The organism is Leadbetterella byssophila DSM 17132 (genome assembly GCF_000166395.1).
GTDB lineage: Bacteria > Bacteroidota > Bacteroidia > Cytophagales > Spirosomataceae > Leadbetterella > Leadbetterella byssophila.
Genome location: NC_014655.1, coordinates 2,975,654 through 2,994,968 on the forward strand (window position 1 = coordinate 2,975,654; position 19,315 = coordinate 2,994,968).

Genomic DNA, 19,315 nt, shown 5'->3' on the forward strand with positions numbered 1-19,315 from the left:
ATTGATTTGTGCATATAAGAATAAATTTCCTGTCGGAGGTTTATTCGCATTATGTTGATTTAAAGGTTATTTAACGTTATTATACATAAATTAACATGCGATTTTTACTGCTGTTATGCTTTATAAGCCACTCTCTAATAGCTCAATATACATGGGTTCAAGGAGGAATAATCCGGGGCGATTCTACTTCGAAAAAGATAGCTTTGGTGTTTACAGCACATGATCATGGTGAAGGTGCAGATTTTATTCTGAAAGCTTTAAAAGGAAAGAAAGCATCCTTCTTTTTGACCGGAGAATATTTTAGAAATAACCCTAATGTAGTAAATGCTATCAAGAGAGAAGGTCACTACTTAGGGGCACATTCCGACCAACATCTACTCTACTGTGCCTGGGAAAAAAGGGATAGCACACTGGTTTCAAAGGAAGAATTTGTGAAGGATGTAGTAGATAATTTAGCAGAGCTGAAAAAGCAGGGAATAGATCATGCCCCCTATTATATGCCTCCCTATGAATGGTATAATGCTGAAATCAGTACTTGGGCAAAAGAATTAGAGCTACAGATAGTAAACTTTACACCAGGAACTTTATCAAATGCTGATTATACCACTCCTGATATGAAGAACTACAGGAGTTCTGAAGTGATTTATGAAAGTATAATCCAACTAGAAAGAAAGAAGAGTCTAAATGGATTCATTCTTCTAGTACATATGGGAACTCATCCGGACAGGAAGGATAAGTTTTATTTAAAGTTGCCCCAACTGTTTGATGCTTTACAAGATTACGAATGGGTACGGATAGATGAGCTATTAAAAAAGGGGCCTTAGCCCCTTGTATTATTTTATTTCGAATGCAGAATCCGGAATTTCAGCGTTGATCTGAAGTGTAGTATACTGCTTTTCTATTGTCATTCCCATAGCTTCTTGAACCAGGGTATTAGCCATTTTAATTCCCGAACCTTGGTCTTTGTAATCTTTATAATGTATAGATACCACTCCCGTTTGACTTTCAATCTCCTGCTTTAATTTTAATCCACTTGTCATCGAATAGAATTCTTTAATTGAATTCAAGCCTGGGATTCCTTTAACAAGGATGACATAACAATCTTCATCTCCCGCCTTTTCATTGGTGGTGCTTTCTAAAGTGATGCCTTCGTCTGCGTACATCAATTCAGGAAATATCAATGCTTGAGTCAATAATGTTTTTGCGGCATCTCCTTCTAAGGTTTGAGATTGTCCCATTTGACTTACGAAGGCTTTTGATCCATCAAAGATTACCTTTGCCATCTCTACTCCATTCTGATCTACTACAGAAGAGTATTTATTAGGTGCTTTTTTATTTTCAACAGCCTCTATTTCCTGACCCATAACAGAGGTGGTAGAAACAGCATACAGAGATTTAACCTTATCCATGTTCTCTCTACCACCAATAGCGCTAAAGTATTTTTCCAGTACTTCCTTCGGGGTGATGTTCTGAGCAAAAGTTGTAGTGCTAACTAAAAGAGCCAAAATTAGTTTTTTCATTGTATTTAATTATGTTCTATTTGCAAATTAAATCAATTTACCTAACAAGCTTTTGTAAAATAGTATTAAAGGGAAATTAAATTGGTAAACGGCTGTTATAAAGGTTGAAATTCATTCCATTACGAATTCAATTTTTTATCTTTGAACCCGTTTAACAGAAAAAGCATATAAACCTAGATGTATAAGTACCTCATATTTATTTTGTTCTCCTTTTCCCTTTCTGCTCAAATCATTCCTCCTGTAGAAGAACTACCGGAAGAAGAAGAAGCAGTAGAATTGGAAAAGCCTAAATCTCCCTGGAAAGAGAAATTCCATTATGGTGGAAACATTTGGGTAGGTTTTTGGGGCACTTTATATCTAGAAGCTACTCCTATGGTAGGTTGGGATATCACCGAGAAGGGTACTGTGGCCGGAGTGGGCGCCTCCATTCTATACTATGGAGCAGAGAAGATGTACGGCGGAGGCTTATCTGTAGGGCCTAAGGTATTTGTTCGACAAGCCATCTGGAGGACTGTATTTGCCCATGCAGAGTATGAGTTGATGAACTCTTCCCCTTATAATTTTTATGACGTAGATCCTACTACCATTACAGGATTAAACCCGAAAAACAAATGGGGCGGAACAGGGTATATTGGAGCGGGATTTTATCAAAATGGAATGCGTACACAAGGAGGCGGTTTTATATCCGTTTTGTATAATTTAAATGCCCCCAATTCCGGCTACATCAATAGGCAATCTATTGGTGACGGACGATTTGTCTTACGAATAGGGTTCTTTATTTAAAGAATAACGGTCTTGTTGCCGTAAATGAATACTCGGTCAGAGAAGACCCATTCCAAAGCTTTTAAAAGAACTCTCGTTTCTACTTCTCTACCGTCTCTCGCCATGTCTGAGGCCGAGTATCGGTGATCAATTTCCTTAGTGTCTTGGGCTATGATAGGGCCTTGGTCAAGCTGATCAGTAACAAAGTGAGCCGTGGCTCCAATGATCTTGACGCCTCTGTCGTATGCTTGTTTGTAGGGCTGAGCTCCTACGAATGCTGGTAAAAAGGAATGGTGGATGTTTATAATCTTATTAGGGTATCTTCTGATGAATTCCGGAGAAAGAATTCTCATGTATTTCGCCAAAACTAGGTAATCTGCGGAATAACTAGATAGTATTTCCAATACCTTAGCTTCGTGTTCTTCTCTACTTAAACCCTCAGCTTCAATAGCATGAAAGGGCAGGCCGAATTTTTCAACAAAGGGTTGTAATGTTTTATGATTGCTGATTACCCCTAAAACGTTTGCGTTGATCTCCCCAAACCAGTTACGAACTAAGATTTCAGAAAGGCAGTGATGCTCTTTTGTACATAAAATAACAATATTCTTCTTTTGAAGAGTATCAAGCTTGAAGTGGAAAAGGGGATCAGTTATTCTACTCTTGAGCGCCTCTAGAAGTGCCTCTTTTTCAAAACTTCCAGGATGTTCGAATTCCGTACGCATATAAAAATGCTTGTCCGGACTTACATATTCCGACTGCTTAAGAATATTACATCCGTACTCAAAAAGCACGGATGTAACATGAAAGATTAAGCCTTTTGCATCTGGGCCCTCAGTGAGAAGAATGTATTTTCCCATCTTATTTCTTTCTGAAGAAGGTGGTAATCACCACTCCCTCAAAACCGAAATGCTCTCTTATCTGATTCTGTAAGAATCTTTGATACGATTCTTTCACATACTGTGGAAGATTACAGAAGAAGATAAAGGTAGGAGAAGGAGTAGGCAACTGTACAATATACTTGATTTTCACCGTCTTTCCTTTAATACTTGGAGGTGGCGTGCGTTCGATAATAGGCAGCAACACATCGTTTATCTTGGAAGTAGGGATCTGCGTAGTCTTGTTCTCATAAACTTCCATAGCGGCTTCAATCACTTGGAAGATTCTTTGCTTATTAAGTGCAGAAGCAAAGATCACCGGCATATAATTCATAGGAGCAATACGCTCTAGAATCTCCTTTTTCATGGTGTCAGCCGTTTTGGAATCTTTTTCCAGGGCATCCCACTTATTGACCATTAACACTATACCCTTCTTTGCATTATGCGCCTGCGCTATGATACTGATGTCCTGGGATTCTAGCCCCTTTGTAGCATCTAATAAGATAATACAGACATCAGATTTATCTAAAGCTTTAATAGAACGAAGTACAGAGTAGAATTCCAAATCCTCATTCACCTTAGCCTTTTTACGAATTCCGGCTGTGTCCGTCAAGATGAAATCCTTGCCAAACATTTTATAGCGTGTATCTATGGCATCTCTTGTAGTGCCGGCGATATCTGTAACTATACTTCTATCTTTACCTAATAAGGCATTCAGAAATGAAGATTTTCCGGCGTTGGGTCTTCCTAAGATTGCAATTCTAGGTACCCCCTCTTCATTTGCTTCCTCCTTTTCATCTGATAAATGTTCACAAAAAGCATCCAGGAGTTCTCCTGTACCACTTCCGTCAATAGCAGAAATGGGATAAACTTCTGAATTCAAGCCCATGCCGTAGAATTCAGAGGCAGTAAGGTTTGCTCTTTCAAAGGTTTCTGCCTTGTTAGCTACAATAAATACAGGCTTTTTGCTTCTTCTCAATACATCTGCAAATTCCTCATCCAGCTCCGTTAAACCATCTTTTGCATCTACTACAAATAGGATAACCGTAGCTTCTTCAATGGCTAACTCTACCTGAGAGCGTATCGCTTCTTCAAAGGTATCGTCAGATCCCACTACATATCCACCTGTATCTATCAGTGTAAAGTGTTTTTTTAACCAAAAGGCATTTCCGTAATGGCGATCACGTGTAACGCCAGGCTGGTTATCTGTAATGGCTACTCGCTCCTCAATTAATCTGTTAAAAAGGGTAGATTTCCCTACATTGGGTCTACCCACTATTGCTACAATATTTGCCATAAGTCTATTATTAAAAGCTTTTTCCCGGCTACTAAAAAGGGAAAAAAGGTCACAAAGTTACTAAGAAAATCTGGAAAGGGCTTGATATTAAACAAATAAAGAGTTCCATGAAATTAAAACAATAGCAAGCACTGCTAAGGCTAATCCCACTTTGTTCATGTTATTTAACTTCTCCTTAAACAGGAGTACAGATATAAAAGCAGAAACTAAAATGACTCCCATGTTATACAAAGGATACACAAAAGCTCCACTACTTTCATAATAGTTCAAAGCCATAATCAGGAAATAAAAGGATAGAAAATTTGGTACTCCTAGGGTTATTGAAGCCAGCAAAACCTTCCAGTTCCATTGATCTAATCCTTTAATACCCCTATATATACCTAACAATATTCCGCAAAGAATAGCTCCCAATACCATGATTAACATCACAGGAATAGCTCCGGGGCTATTCTTTATCAGGTTCATCTGTATATAGTTTATAGCTGTATTACTAATCCCATAACATATAAAAACCGCTAAAGCTAAACCGCCACTTTGCCAAAATCCAGCTTTGTGGTCTGAACCATCAGCTTTATAAGTTGCAATCCCTACTGCTATTATTCCAATTACTAGTCCGGTATAGTTTATTGGACCAAAGGCTAGTCCTTCTGATCCAAATACAAAAAGACTAAACAGTACAGGAATGATCAATGAAATATTGTTTGCCAACGATGTGAGGGTCATTCCTATTCTTTGGGTGGCGGCTCCACTAAGCATGAAGGTGATGATAAATCCCATTCCCAAAGCCAGGCAATACCAGGTCCAGGATACATTGAGGTCAAGTTGGAAACTCTCCTCTTTCCCCATCAGACTGTACCCTAACAGAAAGCAGACAAAATAATTCAAAATAATGACAGGAACTGTAGGGATATTAAACCTTGGAAAAAGTCTAAAGTTGATAAGTAGTCCCACAGATAGAAGTATGCTTAGCAGAAGGTAGAGCATTGGATAGGGTTTTTGTGATTAACAATTTCTCTACGAGTATAGTGTCAAATGTAGGATACATTTTAATTTCAAACCAAAAATTGCCCACTTCAGGTTTAATCTAGCTCAAAAGTAAGGCAATACTTTTTTACCTTTGCGCCGATGAAAATTTACTTGCGTATACTCGGCTTTGCTGGAAGCTTGAAGAATTTCTTGGTTCCTTTTGCCATATTTTCCCTCATTGCAGGGGTATTTGGGGTGCTCAATCTGGCCTTACTCAAGCCTTTGCTCGACGTTTTATTTGAGCAAGTTAGCCCTGAAAAGCTACAAACCATCTTAGCCACTGAACCTAAATGGTACAATATCATTGGCCACTTCTATAAAGGTTTTGCCCAAAATGCCTTGGAAAATGGAAAGTTAGCTACTCTAAAATTCGTCGTATTTGCTGTGATCCTAGCTAGCTTGATCAATAACCTGGCAAAATACCTTAGTGTTCGTGTTTTGGAAAAATTCAAAACAAACATGATCGCTAATTTACGAAACAGGGTTTTTGAGCATACCATGGGTTTACACCTGGGTTTTTTTACGAACGAACGGAAAGGTGAATTGATGTCCAGAATCACCGGGGATGTACAGGAGGTTGAAAATTCCATTGCTAGTTCATTTTCAGCGGTCATCAAAGAGAGCATTTCCCTAGTATCTTTTATAGTAGCCTTAGTAGCCATATCCTGGGAACTGTCTTTATTCGCATTACTCCTAGTACCTGTGATCTCAGGTTTTTTGGCATATATGATCAAAAAACTGAGAACCAATGCTACTGACTCACAGCAGCGACTTAGTAATATTGTCACCGTAATGGATGAAGCGTTTGGAAGCATGCGAGTGGTAAAGGCATTCAGAGCAGAGCGCTTTGTATCGGGTAAATTTGCTCATGAAAATGATCAATATAGAAAAGCCGTTTATGGTTACTCCAAAAAAAGAGAATTAGCCAGCCCATTCTCAGAATTCTCTGGAGTGACTGCAGTAGCCGGCTTGTTGTACTTTGGAGGTGCTTTGATCCTGAATCAAAGTAGCGATCTTCAGGCTTCAGATTTTATCACCTTTATAGCACTTTTCTCACAAATCACTCGTCCGGCAAAAGACATTTCCAATGCCTTTGGTCAGGCACAAAGAGGTATAGTGGCCGGAGGAAGAATCCTAGAATTACTTGATAAGGACGTAGAGATCCCTGACGGTCAAATGGAGATGAAATTTGAAAAAGAGATTGAATTTGACCACGTAAACTTCTCCTATACGACTGACAGACCTATTTTGAAGGATATCAGTTTTACTCTGAACAAAGGTGAGACGGTAGCATTAGTAGGTGCTTCAGGAGGAGGAAAGTCCACCATAGCTGATTTGCTTATCCGATTTTACGATGTCAGCTCCGGTAAGATCAAGATTGATGGGGTAGACATACGTGACCTAAGCCAATCTAGTTTAAGAAGCCAAATGGGCGTGGTAACGCAAGAGCCCATGCTCTTTAATGATACCATTGCAAACAACATTGCTTTTGGTAGAGTGGTTTCAGAAGAGGAAATTATCCGTGCAGCTAAAATAGCAAATGCCCATGATTTCATCATGGCACAGCCTGAAGGATACCAAACTTCTGTGGGAGACAGAGGCTCACGTTTATCCGGTGGACAAAAACAAAGAATATCCATAGCGAGGGCTATTGTTCAGAATCCTCCTATCTTAATTCTTGATGAAGCCACTTCTGCTTTGGATACAGAATCTGAGAAGTTGGTTCAAGAAGCACTCACCGAATTGATGAAAAATAGAACCACTCTGGTAGTAGCTCACCGTTTGAGTACCATTCAGAATGCCAATAAGATTCTGGTGATCAACGAAGGTAAGATTGTGGAGGCCGGAACACATGAGGAACTAGTGGCTTTAAATCAAGGATATTATAGGAAATTGGCTAGTCTTCAAGAGCTTTAATTTGCGCTTATGGATTAGAAATTCTACCTTACGCTCAATTTTCCTTGTCGGGCAGGCAAAAAGTTTGCTCCTTACCATGATTTAAAAACTAAACGATCACTAAATGAAGAAGTTAATTGGTGGATGGCTTTGCTTATCGCTGGCTTTCTTTTCCTGCGAAAGCTTGACAGAGGTATCAAAAATCAAAAATGGCGACGAAGATCCCAATGCAGTTACTCCAGCGGCTAATAAAGGTAATTCAAATACTACGGTAAACAGTTGGATCTATGACAACATGAACGTCTATTATCTCTGGGGAGATAAAATGCCGCTTAAGTCGAGTACTAAAACATCTATAACTCCAGATAAATATTTCGCGTCTTTGCTTTACCAATACGGTACAGTGGACCGCTTTTCCTGGATTGAAGAGGATGCAGAAGAACTAGCAAATAGTTTAAATGGAATCACCAAATCATCAGGATTTAGTTATATGCCTTATTTGGTGAGATCCGGATCCAAAGATGTTCTTTTTGCCGTCAGATATGCTATCAAGAACTCTCCAGCAGCTAAAGCGGGACTGAAAAGAGGCGATATCATTATGAAGGTGAATGGAGTACAGATTGACACATCTAATTATAGGACCATCCTTAGCCCTGAAGTATTAGATCTTACTTTAGGTACTTCTAGTAATGGAAGCTTTGTGGCCTCAAACACTAGCATTAAGGTCACCAAAGAAGTCATTCAGAACTATCCCGTTCACCACAGTTCTATCATTGACCTGGGGAATAAAAAAGTGGGGTACATAGTATACAATCAATTTATCCCTGGTACTGCTAACACATTTGATAATGAGTTGAGATCCATATTTGGAAACTTTAAGGGGGCAGGAGTAAGTGAATTGGTCTTGGATTTACGGTATAACGGAGGAGGCTACATAACCTCTTCAGATGTGCTAAGCTCTTTGATAGTGAAAGATTTGAAGCCCGGCACATTGATGAACAAGCAGATTTGGAGTGCTAATTATATGGCATTAGCAAATTTTCCCTCTAGTGTATACGAAACCAAATGGTTAAGTGAGCCAAATAATCTAGGTAATCTAAGTAGAGTTTATGTCCTGGTTTCGAATTCCACAGCTTCCGCTAGTGAGTTGGTGATCAATAACCTTAAGCCGTTCATGGACGTTATCCTCATTGGTGAGAATACCTACGGGAAAGATGTAGGTTCGATTACCATTGATGATAAGGAGAATAAATACAGATGGAAATGGGGCTTGCAGCCTATCGTTTTACGTACAGTAAATGCTATTGGAGAAGCTAAATATGGTACGAAAGATGGATTTGTGCCCGACTATAGAGTGGTAGATAATAAATTGCCGTATCGACCTTTCGGAGATCCGGAAGAGACTCTTTTGAATGTAGCATTGCAGCACATTTCCGGAACGATGACTTCTGCCAGAGTACGTGTAGAGAAAGGAATGGATAGTTTTGGAGCCTCCGGGGGCTTTGATAATCCGAGAAATAATATTCGCGATATGTACTGGGATAGAAAACAGTAATTCATTGTTTTGACAACAAAAAAAATGTGCTAACTTGCACACGATTAAACACTTTAGAAATGGCAATACAGACAGGTAACTTCAAAATCACACAGGTGGAGAAGAGTAGGATTCATCAGTTGGACCCAAATAACATTGTGTTTGGCTCACTGTTTACAGATCACATGTTAGTGGCTGACTACATTAACGGCGAATGGAAGACACCGGAAATTCTTCCTTATGGTAAAATGGAGTTTACTCCGGCCCTCGCTTCTCTGCACTATGGTCAAGCGATTTTTGAAGGGATGAAGGCGTTTAAATCTGACAGTGATGAAGTCTTCATGTTTAGGCCATTAGAGAACTTCAAGCGCTTCAATATTTCTGCCGAAAGAATGAGTATGCCGGCCGTTCCGGAAGAAATCTTCATCGGAGGTCTAGAAGAGCTTCTTCGTCTGGATGCTGCTTGGGTTCCAAAAGGGGGAGATAATTCTTTGTATCTTCGTCCATTCATGTTCTCTACAGATGAATACTTAGGGGTTAGAACGTCCTTGAACTATAGATTCATGATTATCATGAGCCCTGCCGGTCCTTATTATTCTAAACCACCAAAAGTTAAAGTAGAGACAGAATACATCCGTGCCGCTCCGGGAGGTGTAGGTTATGCAAAATGTGCAGGTAACTATGCCGCCTCCTTATATCCTGCTAAATTGGCCGCTGACCAAGGATATACTCAATTGCTTTGGACAGATGCTATTGAGCATAAGTATTTTGAAGAGTCAGGTACCATGAACGTGATGTTCGTGAAGGATGGTAAAATTATTACTCCTGCAGTTAGTACTACGATCTTGAAAGGTACTACTCGTGCAGCTCTATTGCAGATTGCAAAAGACGAAGGATATACTATCGAAGAAAGAAAAGTCTCTGTAGAAGAGATTATAAATGGTATCAAAGATGGTTCCGTAACAGAAATCTTCGGTGTAGGGACAGCAGTAGTAGTTTCTCCTTTCTCCGCAGTAGGATACGAAGGCGTAGACCTTGAACTTCCAGAAATCACAGAGAAATCTGTTTCTCAAATCTTGAAAACTATTCTTAACAACATACGTACAGGAAAAATAGCCGATAAGTACGGATGGGTGTGGAAAGTAGCATAAAGCTTTAATATTTGTATCTTTGTAAGAGGTTGTCTACGTAAAGACAGCCTCTTATTTGTTTATACCATGAGATTATTTCTATTCATCCTTCTAACCTCATTTTATCTACAGGCACAAACCCACTTTCGCATTAATCAGGTAGGATACCTGCAGAATGAAAACAAAGTAGCAGTAGCCTTTTCTAAAGTACCACTTACCCAAAAGGTGTATCTAGTAGATGCCCAAACAGACAAAACTGTACTGACTCCGAAAATAAAGGCGGTAACTAATGGGAATTGGGGGACATTCGACTACTACTACGAACTGGATTTTTCGAAAATTCAAAAGATAGGTAACTACTACTTGAAGTCCGGAGATGATAAATCTACAATCTTTCCTATTGGAACTAAACTTTACGCCGGAATTCCAGATCTCCTTCTAAGGTTTATGCGCCAACAAAGATGCGGCTATAATCCAGAACTAGATGTGTATTGTCACCAAAAGGATGGATATAGTTTTTATGGACCAATGAAAGATACCACCTTTGTAGACGTCAGCGGAGGTTGGCATGACGCAGGAGATCAATTGAAATACCTTATAACATCAAGCTATGCTACAGCGCATATGCTTAAAACCTATGAACTTTATCCTAATAAGTTTGAAGATAAAGTAGATGCCTTAGGTAAACCTGGCGCAAATGGTATACCTGATATTTTAGACGAAGCAAAATGGGGATTGGATTGGTTACTTAAAGTACACCCGGATCCTAAAAGCCTCGTACATCAAATAGCTGACGATAGAGACCACGCTGGATATAAAATGCCAGATAATGACAATTCAGATTACGGTTGGGGGGCAAACTCTTACAGACCAGCCTATTTTGCCACTGGTGAACCTCAAGGTTTAGGCAAGTTCATGTCTTCAGCTACGGGAGTTTCTAATCTTGCGGGAAGATGCGCTGCTGCTTTTGCATTAGGGGCAAAACTGTGGAAATATGATGCTGAATTTGCAGCTAGATGTGCGGAAGCGGCTAAAACCGTATATGCTTTAGGCAAAGAAAAACCGGGCTACCAACAAGGAAATTCAGTTAAAGCACCATATCGCTACAATGAAAGCACTTGGTATGACGATATGGAATGGGGGGCTGCAGAACTTTATCGTTTGACGGGAGATAAATCCTACTTAGATGATGCAAAAGAATTCGCCCTAAAAAGTAATACCGAAGATTCCTGGACGGTAAAAGATACTACAGATCATTACCGTCTATATCCTTTCTTGAATTTTGGACATTTTGTTTTACACGAGTTAGTGGATAAGGATTTTCAAAAGAAATTAGAATCCTACTATGAAGAAGGTATCCGATATACTTTAAACAGAGCGAATAGAAATCCATTTAAGGTGGGAGTTCCTTTCCTTTGGTGTTCAAATAACTTTCTATCCAGTTTAGCAGGCCAGTTGATTCTGTTTGAGAAAATGACAGGATCAAAAAAATACAATGAGTACTTATTACTCCAAAGGGACTGGCTGCTGGGAAGGAACCCTTGGGGAACATCCATGTACTCCGGAATTCCGGAAAATGGAGAGTTTCCTAGAGAAGTTCATACCAGCTTATACGCCTTGAAGAAATTAGAAGTTCCCGGCGGCCTGGTAGACGGACCAGTTTATGCTTCGATCTATAATAATTTGATTGGAATTCATCTTCTGCATCCTGATGAATTTGCAGAATTCCAAAACAACCACGTGGTTTATCACGATGACTTAGGAGATTACAGTACAAATGAGCCCACCATGGATGGAACCGCAGGGTCCTTGCTCATGATGGCACATTTCCTTTAAAATTGAGTATACGGTACAATATTTAAACAACTAATAGGAAGTAGCCAAGAGCATACTTTCACTTAGACTATCTTTGTATATGGAAGAACATCTGTTTTTTACCCATAAGGCGGAGGAAAAAGAAAGCTTTCTTCAGCGTCTTTCAGGTTATCCATCCATTGTAATCACTTTCCATCAAAATCCGGATGGTGATGCTTATGGATCCTCTTTAGGATTGAAGTTTTATCTGGAAAGTAAGGGTAAGAGTAATGTTACCTTAATAAGTCCCACGGAACCGGCAGAGTACTTGAAATGGATGCCTGGCGCCTCAGAGGTTAAGGTATGGGATGAGAGTCATAGAGAAATAGTGGAAGAAGCAGATATCATTTTTTGCTTGGATTTCTCTTCCGGCTCCCGACTAAAAGAGATGAAAGATACCGTAATTCAAGCAAAAGCTTTGAAGATAGTGGTAGATCATCATGAACAGCCTGAATCCTTTGGGGACTTGTATTATTGGGATGTTAAGGCTTCATCGACCTGTGAGTTGATCTTTAGGTGGATCAAGGACATGGAACCTGAAGCAAGCATCACGAAAGAGGCGGCGATTTGTCTGTACACTGGCCTATTAACAGATACTGGTTCATTCAGATTTGACGCTACTACCCCTGCAGTACATAGGATAGCTGCAGAATTATTAGAACGAGGTGTGGTGCCGGCTAAAGTTCATAGAAGTTTATTTGACAATAATCCTCTTGAAAAGCTAAAATTCTTAGGATTTGTGTTAGGTGAAAAGTTGAACTACCTGCCGGAATATAGAGTAGCATATATGGCGATTTCAGAGGAAGAATTAAAACGTTATAATTCCCGCAATGGAGATACAGAAGGGTTAGTAAATCAAGGCTTAAGTATAGCTAACTCCGTGATGTCTGTATTATTTACAGAAAAAGAAGGTCAGATTAGGATTTCGTTTCGCTCAGTTGGAGACTTTTCCGTAGCAGACTTTGCTAGAGCTCATTTTGATGGGGGAGGGCATAAAAATGCCTCAGGGGGGAGATCTCAATTATCTTTGAATGAAACTGTTGAAAAATTCCTAACTTTGCTGCCCAACATAAAAGCGGAGCTGCTTAGTCAGCCTTCTTAATCAATTGCGTAATTATAATTAAAGAAACGAATGAAATTAAAACTCTCAGCCCTTGTACTCTTAACCGCAGGTATTATCTCTTGTAATGAGCATAAGGTAACTACTACCCCTGACGGTGACCGTCTTCAGATTCATGAGAAGGGAACCTCAGGAAAATTTGCTAAAGACGGTGATATCATCAATTTCGACTTGGTGATCAAAACTGCGAAAGACTCTGTGATTAAGAGTTCTTACGAAGACGGAAATCCTTTTAATGTTCCTATTCAGAAAGGTTTCTTTAAAGGATCATTTGAAAATGCACTTTACCACATAGGTGAAGGAGATAGTACTACCGTTCTTGTAAGTGCTGATACTTTATTTAAAATGATGGGACAACCTGTTCCTTTGGAGATTGGAACCGGTACAGATCTAAGATTCATCGTAAAGATGCATAAGATCCAGTCTCAAGAAGATTTTCAAAAAGAGCTAGCAGAGAAAAAGGCTCAAGAGCCTAAGATAATTCAAGAGTACGTTGACAAGAACATGAAAGGTGCTCTTAAAGAAGGAGAAATATATCACTTACAAACTGTTGCCGGTTCCGGAGATTTAGTGAAGGATGGTGACGAAGTAAAAGTGAAGTATGTAGGAAAATTTGTAGACGGTAAAATCTTCGATCAATCTCAAGGAGATGCTACTCTGGATTTACAAGTTGGTGCCGGCCGTGTAATACCAGGATGGGAAATTGCGTTAAAAACTATGCGTAAAGGTGGAAAGAGCGTAGTGATCATCCCTTCTGAACTTGCTTACGGTGAAAGAGGTGCCGGTCCTATCGCTCCTAACAGTCCTCTCGTTTTTGAGATGGAAGTGGTAGATGTAATAAAAAAGTAAAGTAATGATAAGAAAAAGTTTATTTGTAATTGTTGCGGCGTTTGGTCTTACTTCTTGTTTGAATGAACCTAAGGAATCTGATATCACAATCCTAGGTAGAGAACAAGAGAAAATTATGGATGAGTATGTGGCAGCAAATAACTTGACAGGACGTAAAGAAGCTCTTTATGACTTTTATGGCAACTACTATCCGGTATTTACCATGATAGAAACAAAAGGGGATACCATTACAAAGTACGACAAAAATCAAGCTATCTGGATAGCGTACACCATTAAGACTCTTGATAATAGAGTTGTGGAAACGGTAAAACAAGAAGATTCCGTTTTCGTGTATGCAGGTGGATATGCTAATAAGATTTTAGGTTTATCTGTGGCCTCTACTAACTTCTTAGGAAATGGAGGAAAAGGCAGTTTCATTTTGCCAAGTACTTTGGGATACGGTGGAAATCCTCCTGGAGGAGTCGAATACAATGCCCTCCTAAAAGTTGACGTTCAAGTTGTGAATCGCCTTTCTGAAGCGGACCAATTAAACTTTTTTATCAAGAAGAATAAAATTAATATCACCCAAAGTACTGAAACAGGTTTATTAGTAGCAAAAACCAAGGAAACTACTGACTCTTTAGCGGTAGGACCTAGTGTTACTGTTAAATACGTAGGTAAGTTTCCTTCAGGTGTAGTGTTTGATAAGAGTGAAACAGGAGCAACTTTCCAATTATCCGGAGTAGTGCCAGGTTTCTCTGAAGCTATCAAATTAATGCGAAGAGGAGAGAAGGTTACCGCTTTCTTACCTTCAGCCTTAGGTTATAAAGAAACGGGTTATATGAGTATTCCGGGCTATATGCCGCTAATATTTGAGATTGAATTAGTACAGCATAAGTAAATGAAAAGGCCCGATTTTTACATCGGGCCTTTATTTTGTGTGCCCAGCATGTGCAATAACTCTAGGGTGTAAGTCCCGAACACGCCTTTGCAGTGGGAAGTGTTAGCTTAGGACAAGGGTGTCCACCGTGAGGTGGAATCTGAAGGAAGTTTGAGGCAAAACCTCGATCCGACGAACAGAAACTACATACAAGGCCGCAAGTGTTGGGTGAGGCTGCAAAACAAGCCGAAGCCCTAAACTGTACGGAAACACTATGGTAAATGTAGCGGATATATGAGGTGAAAGTTATTGTTCTTACCTGGGGAGATCTGACTAAACTCTGTCAAAGGTATACGCGAATGCCCGCGAAGAAACATATAGCAGAATAATAATGCTAGTATGCTTTAGTCAGAAGTCAGCAGAGGACATAGTACCCTGCTTCTCTACTTTATACAGGGGAAGGTCTGAATGTTAGAATGGCAAAGGAACCATGAAGTTTATGACGAAGTGTTAAAAGCCGAACCACATAAGAGAACTGCTTGCATGAGGGTAGGTCGGAAACTGATAGTAAAATGCAAGAGGAGCTTAGCTGAGTCGTGCAACGAAGTGGACACAATGCCTGAGGTTTTTTTTTAGTAATACTATGTTGGAAGAGATATTACACATCCGAAATGTCAAACACGCAGTTGATCGTGTCATCTCTAATGGAGGTGCTAGCGGAGTTGATGGTATGCAGATCGATAATCTTCGTGACTACCTTAACACGCACTGGCAATCCCTGCGATCGGATATTCTCTCTGGCACTTACCGCCCACAAGCTGTTCGGAAAGTAGAGATTCCCAAAGCAAGTGGCGGCAAGCGTATGCTGGGTATCCCAACGGTCATCGACCGTGTTATTCAGCAAAGCATTTCCCAATGGCTTGGGTTAAAGTATGAGGGTGATTTTCACGATAACAGCTACGGCTTCCGTCCGAATCGTAATGCTCATCAGGCCGTCATTAAAGCGCAAGAGTATCTGAACTTGGGCTACACGTGGGTCGTTGAACTTGATTTGGAACAATTCTTCGATCAAGTGAACCACGACATACTGATGCATCTTTTGAGCAAGAAGATTACGGATCGTCGAGTCCTAGCGCTGATCGGGAAATACCTTCGTTGTGGGATTATGGATCATGGTCTTGAACAAAAGCGAACCAAGGGCACACCACAGGGCAGTCCTTTAAGTCCACTTTTGTCAAACATCATCCTGAACGAACTGGATACGGAACTCAGCTCCCGTGGACATCGATTTGTACGTTATGCGGATGACTGTAGTATCTACGCGAAGAGCAATAAATCCGCCACTCGTATTATGCGCAACATCACCAGTTACATCGAATCTACACTAAAACTGAAAGTGAACCGTGAAAAGAGTAAGGTAAGCAAACCTTCCCAAAGTAGTTTACTCGGCTTTAGTTTCTTCAAAACTCAAGGAGATTGGCAGATTCGTATCTCTGCAAAGAGTATCGAACGAATCCGAGAGAAGTTACGTCAAAATACTCGACGTAATACAGCTACTCCTATGCATGAGCGACTGACTAAACTACGGCAAATTATTCACGGCTGGGTGGATTACTTTCGTATAGCAACGAATAAGAAGGTGATGGTAACACTAGATGAACTAGTGCGAAGACGCTTGCGTGTTCTGCTTTGGAAGCAATGGAAGACCGCAGGTAATCGAATTCGGAACTTAATGAAACTGGGAGCCAAACGCTGGCTTGCCTACCAACATGCGAACACCCGTAAATCCTATACTCGGACAGGGACAAGCCCTATCGTTCAAACAACGCTAACAAACTCATACTTTACTAAATTAGGTTACGAAGGATTTGCAGACTACTATTACTGGAGAACAACGCATCAAACGACGTTATTCTAACAAACCGCCTTGGTACGGATCCGTATGCCGGGTGGTGTGAGAGGACAGATAGGGAAATAATCCCTATCTTCCTACTCGATTAGATTCTTTTCAAGATCTCCTCTCCAATTTCTTGAGTGCCTAAGATCATTTCTTTAGGTGTATTTTCATCTGCAATATCTCCAGTTCTAAATCCGGCTTTTAATACGGCGTCAACTGCTGAAATTACAGCCTCGCTTTCTTCTTTTAGGCCAAACGATATATCTAATAATAAGGCAGCAGACAAAACAGAAGCCATAGGGTTAGCTAAGTTCTTACCTGCAATATCATGTGCCGAACCGTGTATTGGCTCATATACGCCTGTACTTTCTCCGATAGAAGCTGAGGCTAGCATACCCATAGAACCCGCTATCTGAGAAGCTTCGTCAGTAAGTATATCCCCGAATAAGTTGCCTAATACCACCACGTCAAATCTTTTAGGGTCTTTGATTAAAAGCATGGCAGCAGCATCAATAAACTGGTGTTCTACAGTAACTTCAGGATAATCTTTAGAAACCTCTTGAACCACCTCTCTCCAAAGTCTACTGGATTCTAGCACGTTAGCTTTATCCACAGACATCAGCTTTTTGCCACGAGTCATGGCGGCATCAAATGCTTTTCTCGCAATCCTCTCCACCTCATAACGATGGTAGATCATCAAATCTGAAGCAGAATCCTCTGTCCTTTTCTTCTCTCCAAAGTAAACGTCTCCTGTTAACTCTCTGAAAAACAGGATGTCAGAGCCTTTTAGGATCTCTGGTTTAATGCTTGAGGAGGCTAAAAGTTCGTCAAATAACTTGATTGGACGTAAATTTGCGAATAAACCTAGCTCTTTACGCATCTTTAATAGACCTTGTTCTGGTCTAACCTTGGCATTGGGATCGTTATCATACTTTGCATGTCCCACTGCACCAAAAAGAATGGCGTCAGAAGATCTCATTTTAACCAGAGTTTCTTCAGGTAGGGGATCACCTGTAGCTTCTATAGCCACGTGGCCTATTAATGCTTCATCATAAGTGAAATCATGTCCAAATTTCTCCGCTACGCGTTCTAAAACCTTCTTTCCTACTTGCGTAACTTCTTGTCCGATTCCATCTCCCGGAACCACTAGAATATGTTTTCTCATAAATTCTTAATTGTATTGTCGAGCTATTAGGTTTAACATCTTTTGCGTGGCTTCAATTGCAGAGACGGTCTGGTCAGAATCAAGGCCACGAGTTTTAGTATTTTTGCCATCCAGATCCCAAGTGATAATGGTTTCACAAAGGGCATCTGTCTTGCCTCCCGGTGGGATACGTACCAAGTAATCAGTGAGCGAAGGTAAAGAAATGCCTTTTTTCTTCAATGCTTTCTTTAATGCATTCATGAAGGCATCGTATTGTCCATCACCTTGTGCATTTTCCTCTAAAACATCTCCAAATATTTGAATTTGTAATGTTGCAGAAGGTTGCAATCCCCTGGAATGTGTGAGCACATAGTTCAGAATCTTGATATCTTCAGAAATAGTGGCTCTGTCTAGTACATCAGAAATGATATAGGGAAGGTCCTCCTTCGTGACGGTCTCTTTTCTGTCTCCTAATGAGATAATCCTGGCAGTGACCTTTTTTAGGTCTTCGTCATTTAGTTTGATGCCTAGTTCTTGAAGGTTCTTTTCTATGTTCGCCTTTCCTGAAGTTTTACCTAAGGCATAAGAAGTTTTTCGTCCAAAACGTTCAGGATTTAAATCGCTGACATACAGATTTTTCTTCTTGTCTCCGTCAGCATGAACTCCGGCAGTTTGGGTAAATACATTTTCCCCTACTATAGGGTAGTTTTCCGCGATACGAATACCGGAAAAGCTCTCTACAATCTTGGAAATGGAATATAAAGAGGACTCCACCACTGAAGTACTTATTCCTGGTAAAAAGTCATTAATAACGGCTACAACACTGGCTAATGAAGCATTTCCTGTTCTTTCGCCCAGCCCATTTACGGTCAAATGTATTCCTTTTACTCCCGCTCTGAGCGCATTTAAGACATTAGCGGTGGCTAATCCATAGTCATTGTGCCCGTGGAAGTCAAAGTGTAATTCCGGATATTTTTCTATGATCTCTTTCAAGAAATCATAGGTTTCATCCGGAGTCAAAATACCTAAAGTGTCCGGTAAAAGAATTCGCTTTACGGGTTCCTTTCTAAGAAATTCAAGAAATTCAAACACATATCCTTTGGAATGGCGCATACCATTGCTCCAATCTTCCAAGTATACATTGACTGTGATGCCTCTTTTGTTTGCTTCCGAAATAACCGCTTGAATATCAGAAAAATGTTGTTCCGGAGTCTTGCCTAGTTGGTGGGTTAAGTGGTTTAAAGAACCTTTTGTTAGAAGGTTCATCACCTTTGCTCCTGCTTCTTCCATCCATTCTATGGAAGCTAAACCATCTACAAAAGTGAGTACTTCAATCTGGTTTAGAAAACCGTTTTCTCCAGCCCAACTAGTAATGGCTTTTACCGCTTTTAGCTCTCCTTCAGATACTCTTGCGGAGGCTACCTCTAACCTATCTACTTTTACTTCCTGTAAAAGAAGCTTCGCGATGGTCAGCTTCTCAGATGCGGAGAAAGAAACTCCACTCGTCTGCTCCCCATCGCGAAGGGTAGTATCCATTACCTCTATTTTCATC

General features: G+C 40.2%; 16 protein-coding genes. 10 read left to right on the forward strand and 6 right to left on the reverse strand.

What is annotated here, in order from left to right; all coding sequences use genetic code 11:
• Positions 1-95 precede the first annotated feature (95 nt).
• Positions 96-824 (forward strand): polysaccharide deacetylase family protein, encoded by a 729-nt coding sequence (locus LBYS_RS13275; RefSeq protein WP_013409362.1) that lies wholly within the window; start codon positions 96-98, stop codon positions 822-824.
• Positions 825-833: 9 nt separating this feature from the next.
• On the opposite strand, the gene LBYS_RS13280 is transcribed toward LBYS_RS13275, so the two are convergent.
• On the reverse strand, positions 834-1,520 hold the full coding sequence (locus tag LBYS_RS13280; protein ID WP_013409363.1) for a hypothetical protein: 687 nt from the start codon (positions 1,518-1,520) through the stop codon (positions 834-836).
• Positions 1,521-1,697: 177 nt separating this feature from the next.
• Here LBYS_RS13280 and LBYS_RS13285 point away from each other — a divergent pair, with 177 nt between their 5' ends.
• Positions 1,698-2,303 (forward strand): hypothetical protein, encoded by a 606-nt coding sequence (locus LBYS_RS13285; protein ID WP_013409364.1) that lies wholly within the window; start codon positions 1,698-1,700, stop codon positions 2,301-2,303.
• Here the strand turns inward: LBYS_RS13285 and purU are convergent.
• From purU to LBYS_RS13300, 3 genes are all read right to left on the reverse strand, one after another.
• The gene (gene purU / locus LBYS_RS13290) at positions 2,300-3,139 is read right to left on the reverse strand and encodes a formyltetrahydrofolate deformylase (protein WP_013409365.1); all 840 of its coding nucleotides are present in this window, start codon (positions 3,137-3,139) and stop codon (positions 2,300-2,302) included. The genes LBYS_RS13285 and purU overlap by 4 nt on opposite strands.
• A 1-nt stretch (position 3,140) precedes the next feature.
• Entirely contained in the window at positions 3,141-4,454 is a 1,314-nt protein-coding gene (gene der / locus LBYS_RS13295; protein ID WP_013409366.1) for a ribosome biogenesis GTPase Der, read from the reverse strand.
• An 87-nt stretch (positions 4,455-4,541) separates the two neighbouring features.
• Positions 4,542-5,438 carry an EamA family transporter gene (locus LBYS_RS13300; RefSeq protein ID WP_013409367.1) on the reverse strand — a complete coding sequence of 299 codons (897 nt, stop codon included), beginning with the start codon at positions 5,436-5,438 and terminating at the stop codon, positions 4,542-4,544.
• 141 nt (positions 5,439-5,579) lie between these two features.
• On the opposite strand from LBYS_RS13300, the gene LBYS_RS13305 reads away from it, so the two are divergent.
• The 8 genes from LBYS_RS13305 (at position 5,580) to ltrA (ending at position 16,640) form a co-directional block, all read left to right on the forward strand.
• On the forward strand, positions 5,580-7,397 hold the full coding sequence (locus LBYS_RS13305; RefSeq protein WP_013409368.1) for an ABC transporter ATP-binding protein: 1,818 nt from the start codon (positions 5,580-5,582) through the stop codon (positions 7,395-7,397).
• 103 nt (positions 7,398-7,500) lie between these two features.
• Positions 7,501-8,931, forward strand: coding sequence for a S41 family peptidase (locus tag LBYS_RS13310; RefSeq protein ID WP_013409369.1), 1,431 nt, complete (start codon positions 7,501-7,503; stop codon positions 8,929-8,931).
• A 59-nt stretch (positions 8,932-8,990) separates the two neighbouring features.
• On the forward strand, positions 8,991-10,061 hold the full coding sequence (locus LBYS_RS13315) for a branched-chain amino acid aminotransferase (protein WP_013409370.1): 1,071 nt from the start codon (positions 8,991-8,993) through the stop codon (positions 10,059-10,061).
• A 66-nt stretch (positions 10,062-10,127) separates the two neighbouring features.
• On the forward strand, positions 10,128-11,876 hold the full coding sequence (locus tag LBYS_RS13320) for a glycoside hydrolase family 9 protein (protein WP_013409371.1): 1,749 nt from the start codon (positions 10,128-10,130) through the stop codon (positions 11,874-11,876).
• A gap of 79 nt (positions 11,877-11,955) precedes the next feature.
• Complete coding sequence (locus tag LBYS_RS13325) at positions 11,956-12,996, forward strand: DHH family phosphoesterase (RefSeq protein ID WP_013409372.1); 1,041 nt, start codon at positions 11,956-11,958, stop codon at positions 12,994-12,996.
• A 30-nt stretch (positions 12,997-13,026) separates the two neighbouring features.
• On the forward strand, positions 13,027-13,863 hold the full coding sequence (locus tag LBYS_RS13330) for an FKBP-type peptidyl-prolyl cis-trans isomerase (protein WP_013409373.1): 837 nt from the start codon (positions 13,027-13,029) through the stop codon (positions 13,861-13,863).
• A gap of 4 nt (positions 13,864-13,867) precedes the next feature.
• Positions 13,868-14,743, forward strand: coding sequence for an FKBP-type peptidyl-prolyl cis-trans isomerase (locus tag LBYS_RS13335; protein ID WP_013409374.1), 876 nt, complete (start codon positions 13,868-13,870; stop codon positions 14,741-14,743).
• 622 nt (positions 14,744-15,365) lie between these two features.
• Positions 15,366-16,640, forward strand: a complete 1,275-nt coding sequence (ltrA, locus tag LBYS_RS13340; protein WP_049781352.1) for a group II intron reverse transcriptase/maturase — start codon at positions 15,366-15,368, stop codon at positions 16,638-16,640.
• A gap of 79 nt (positions 16,641-16,719) precedes the next feature.
• On the opposite strand, the gene leuB is transcribed toward ltrA, so the two are convergent.
• Both leuB and LBYS_RS13350 read right to left on the reverse strand, forming a co-directional pair.
• Positions 16,720-17,784 carry a 3-isopropylmalate dehydrogenase gene (gene leuB, locus LBYS_RS13345; protein WP_013409375.1) on the reverse strand — a complete coding sequence of 355 codons (1,065 nt, stop codon included), beginning with the start codon at positions 17,782-17,784 and terminating at the stop codon, positions 16,720-16,722.
• Positions 17,785-17,790: 6 nt separating this feature from the next.
• Positions 17,791-19,314 (reverse strand): hydroxymethylglutaryl-CoA lyase-like TIM-barrel protein, encoded by a 1,524-nt coding sequence (locus LBYS_RS13350; RefSeq protein ID WP_013409376.1) that lies wholly within the window; start codon positions 19,312-19,314, stop codon positions 17,791-17,793.
• Position 19,315 lies beyond the last annotated feature (1 nt).

Bases quoted from the DNA above. Each gene is read 5' to 3' on its own strand.
- LBYS_RS13275 (WP_013409362.1), top strand. From the start codon at position 96: ATGCGATTTTTACTGCTGTTATGCTTTATAAGCCACTCTCTAATAGCT.
- LBYS_RS13280 (WP_013409363.1), bottom strand. From the start codon at position 1,520: ATGAAAAAACTAATTTTGGCTCTTTTAGTTAGCACTACAACTTTTGCT.
- LBYS_RS13285 (WP_013409364.1), top strand. From the start codon at position 1,698: ATGTATAAGTACCTCATATTTATTTTGTTCTCCTTTTCCCTTTCTGCT.
- purU (WP_013409365.1), bottom strand. From the start codon at position 3,139: ATGGGAAAATACATTCTTCTCACTGAGGGCCCAGATGCAAAAGGCTTA.
- der (WP_013409366.1), bottom strand. From the start codon at position 4,454: ATGGCAAATATTGTAGCAATAGTGGGTAGACCCAATGTAGGGAAATCT.
- LBYS_RS13300 (WP_013409367.1), bottom strand. From the start codon at position 5,438: ATGCTCTACCTTCTGCTAAGCATACTTCTATCTGTGGGACTACTTATC.
- LBYS_RS13305 (WP_013409368.1), top strand. From the start codon at position 5,580: ATGAAAATTTACTTGCGTATACTCGGCTTTGCTGGAAGCTTGAAGAAT.
- LBYS_RS13310 (WP_013409369.1), top strand. From the start codon at position 7,501: ATGAAGAAGTTAATTGGTGGATGGCTTTGCTTATCGCTGGCTTTCTTT.
- LBYS_RS13315 (WP_013409370.1), top strand. From the start codon at position 8,991: ATGGCAATACAGACAGGTAACTTCAAAATCACACAGGTGGAGAAGAGT.
- LBYS_RS13320 (WP_013409371.1), top strand. From the start codon at position 10,128: ATGAGATTATTTCTATTCATCCTTCTAACCTCATTTTATCTACAGGCA.
- LBYS_RS13325 (WP_013409372.1), top strand. From the start codon at position 11,956: ATGGAAGAACATCTGTTTTTTACCCATAAGGCGGAGGAAAAAGAAAGC.
- LBYS_RS13330 (WP_013409373.1), top strand. From the start codon at position 13,027: ATGAAATTAAAACTCTCAGCCCTTGTACTCTTAACCGCAGGTATTATC.
- LBYS_RS13335 (WP_013409374.1), top strand. From the start codon at position 13,868: ATGATAAGAAAAAGTTTATTTGTAATTGTTGCGGCGTTTGGTCTTACT.
- ltrA (WP_049781352.1), top strand. From the start codon at position 15,366: ATGTTGGAAGAGATATTACACATCCGAAATGTCAAACACGCAGTTGAT.
- leuB (WP_013409375.1), bottom strand. From the start codon at position 17,784: ATGAGAAAACATATTCTAGTGGTTCCGGGAGATGGAATCGGACAAGAA.
- LBYS_RS13350 (WP_013409376.1), bottom strand. From the start codon at position 19,314: ATGAAAATAGAGGTAATGGATACTACCCTTCGCGATGGGGAGCAGACG.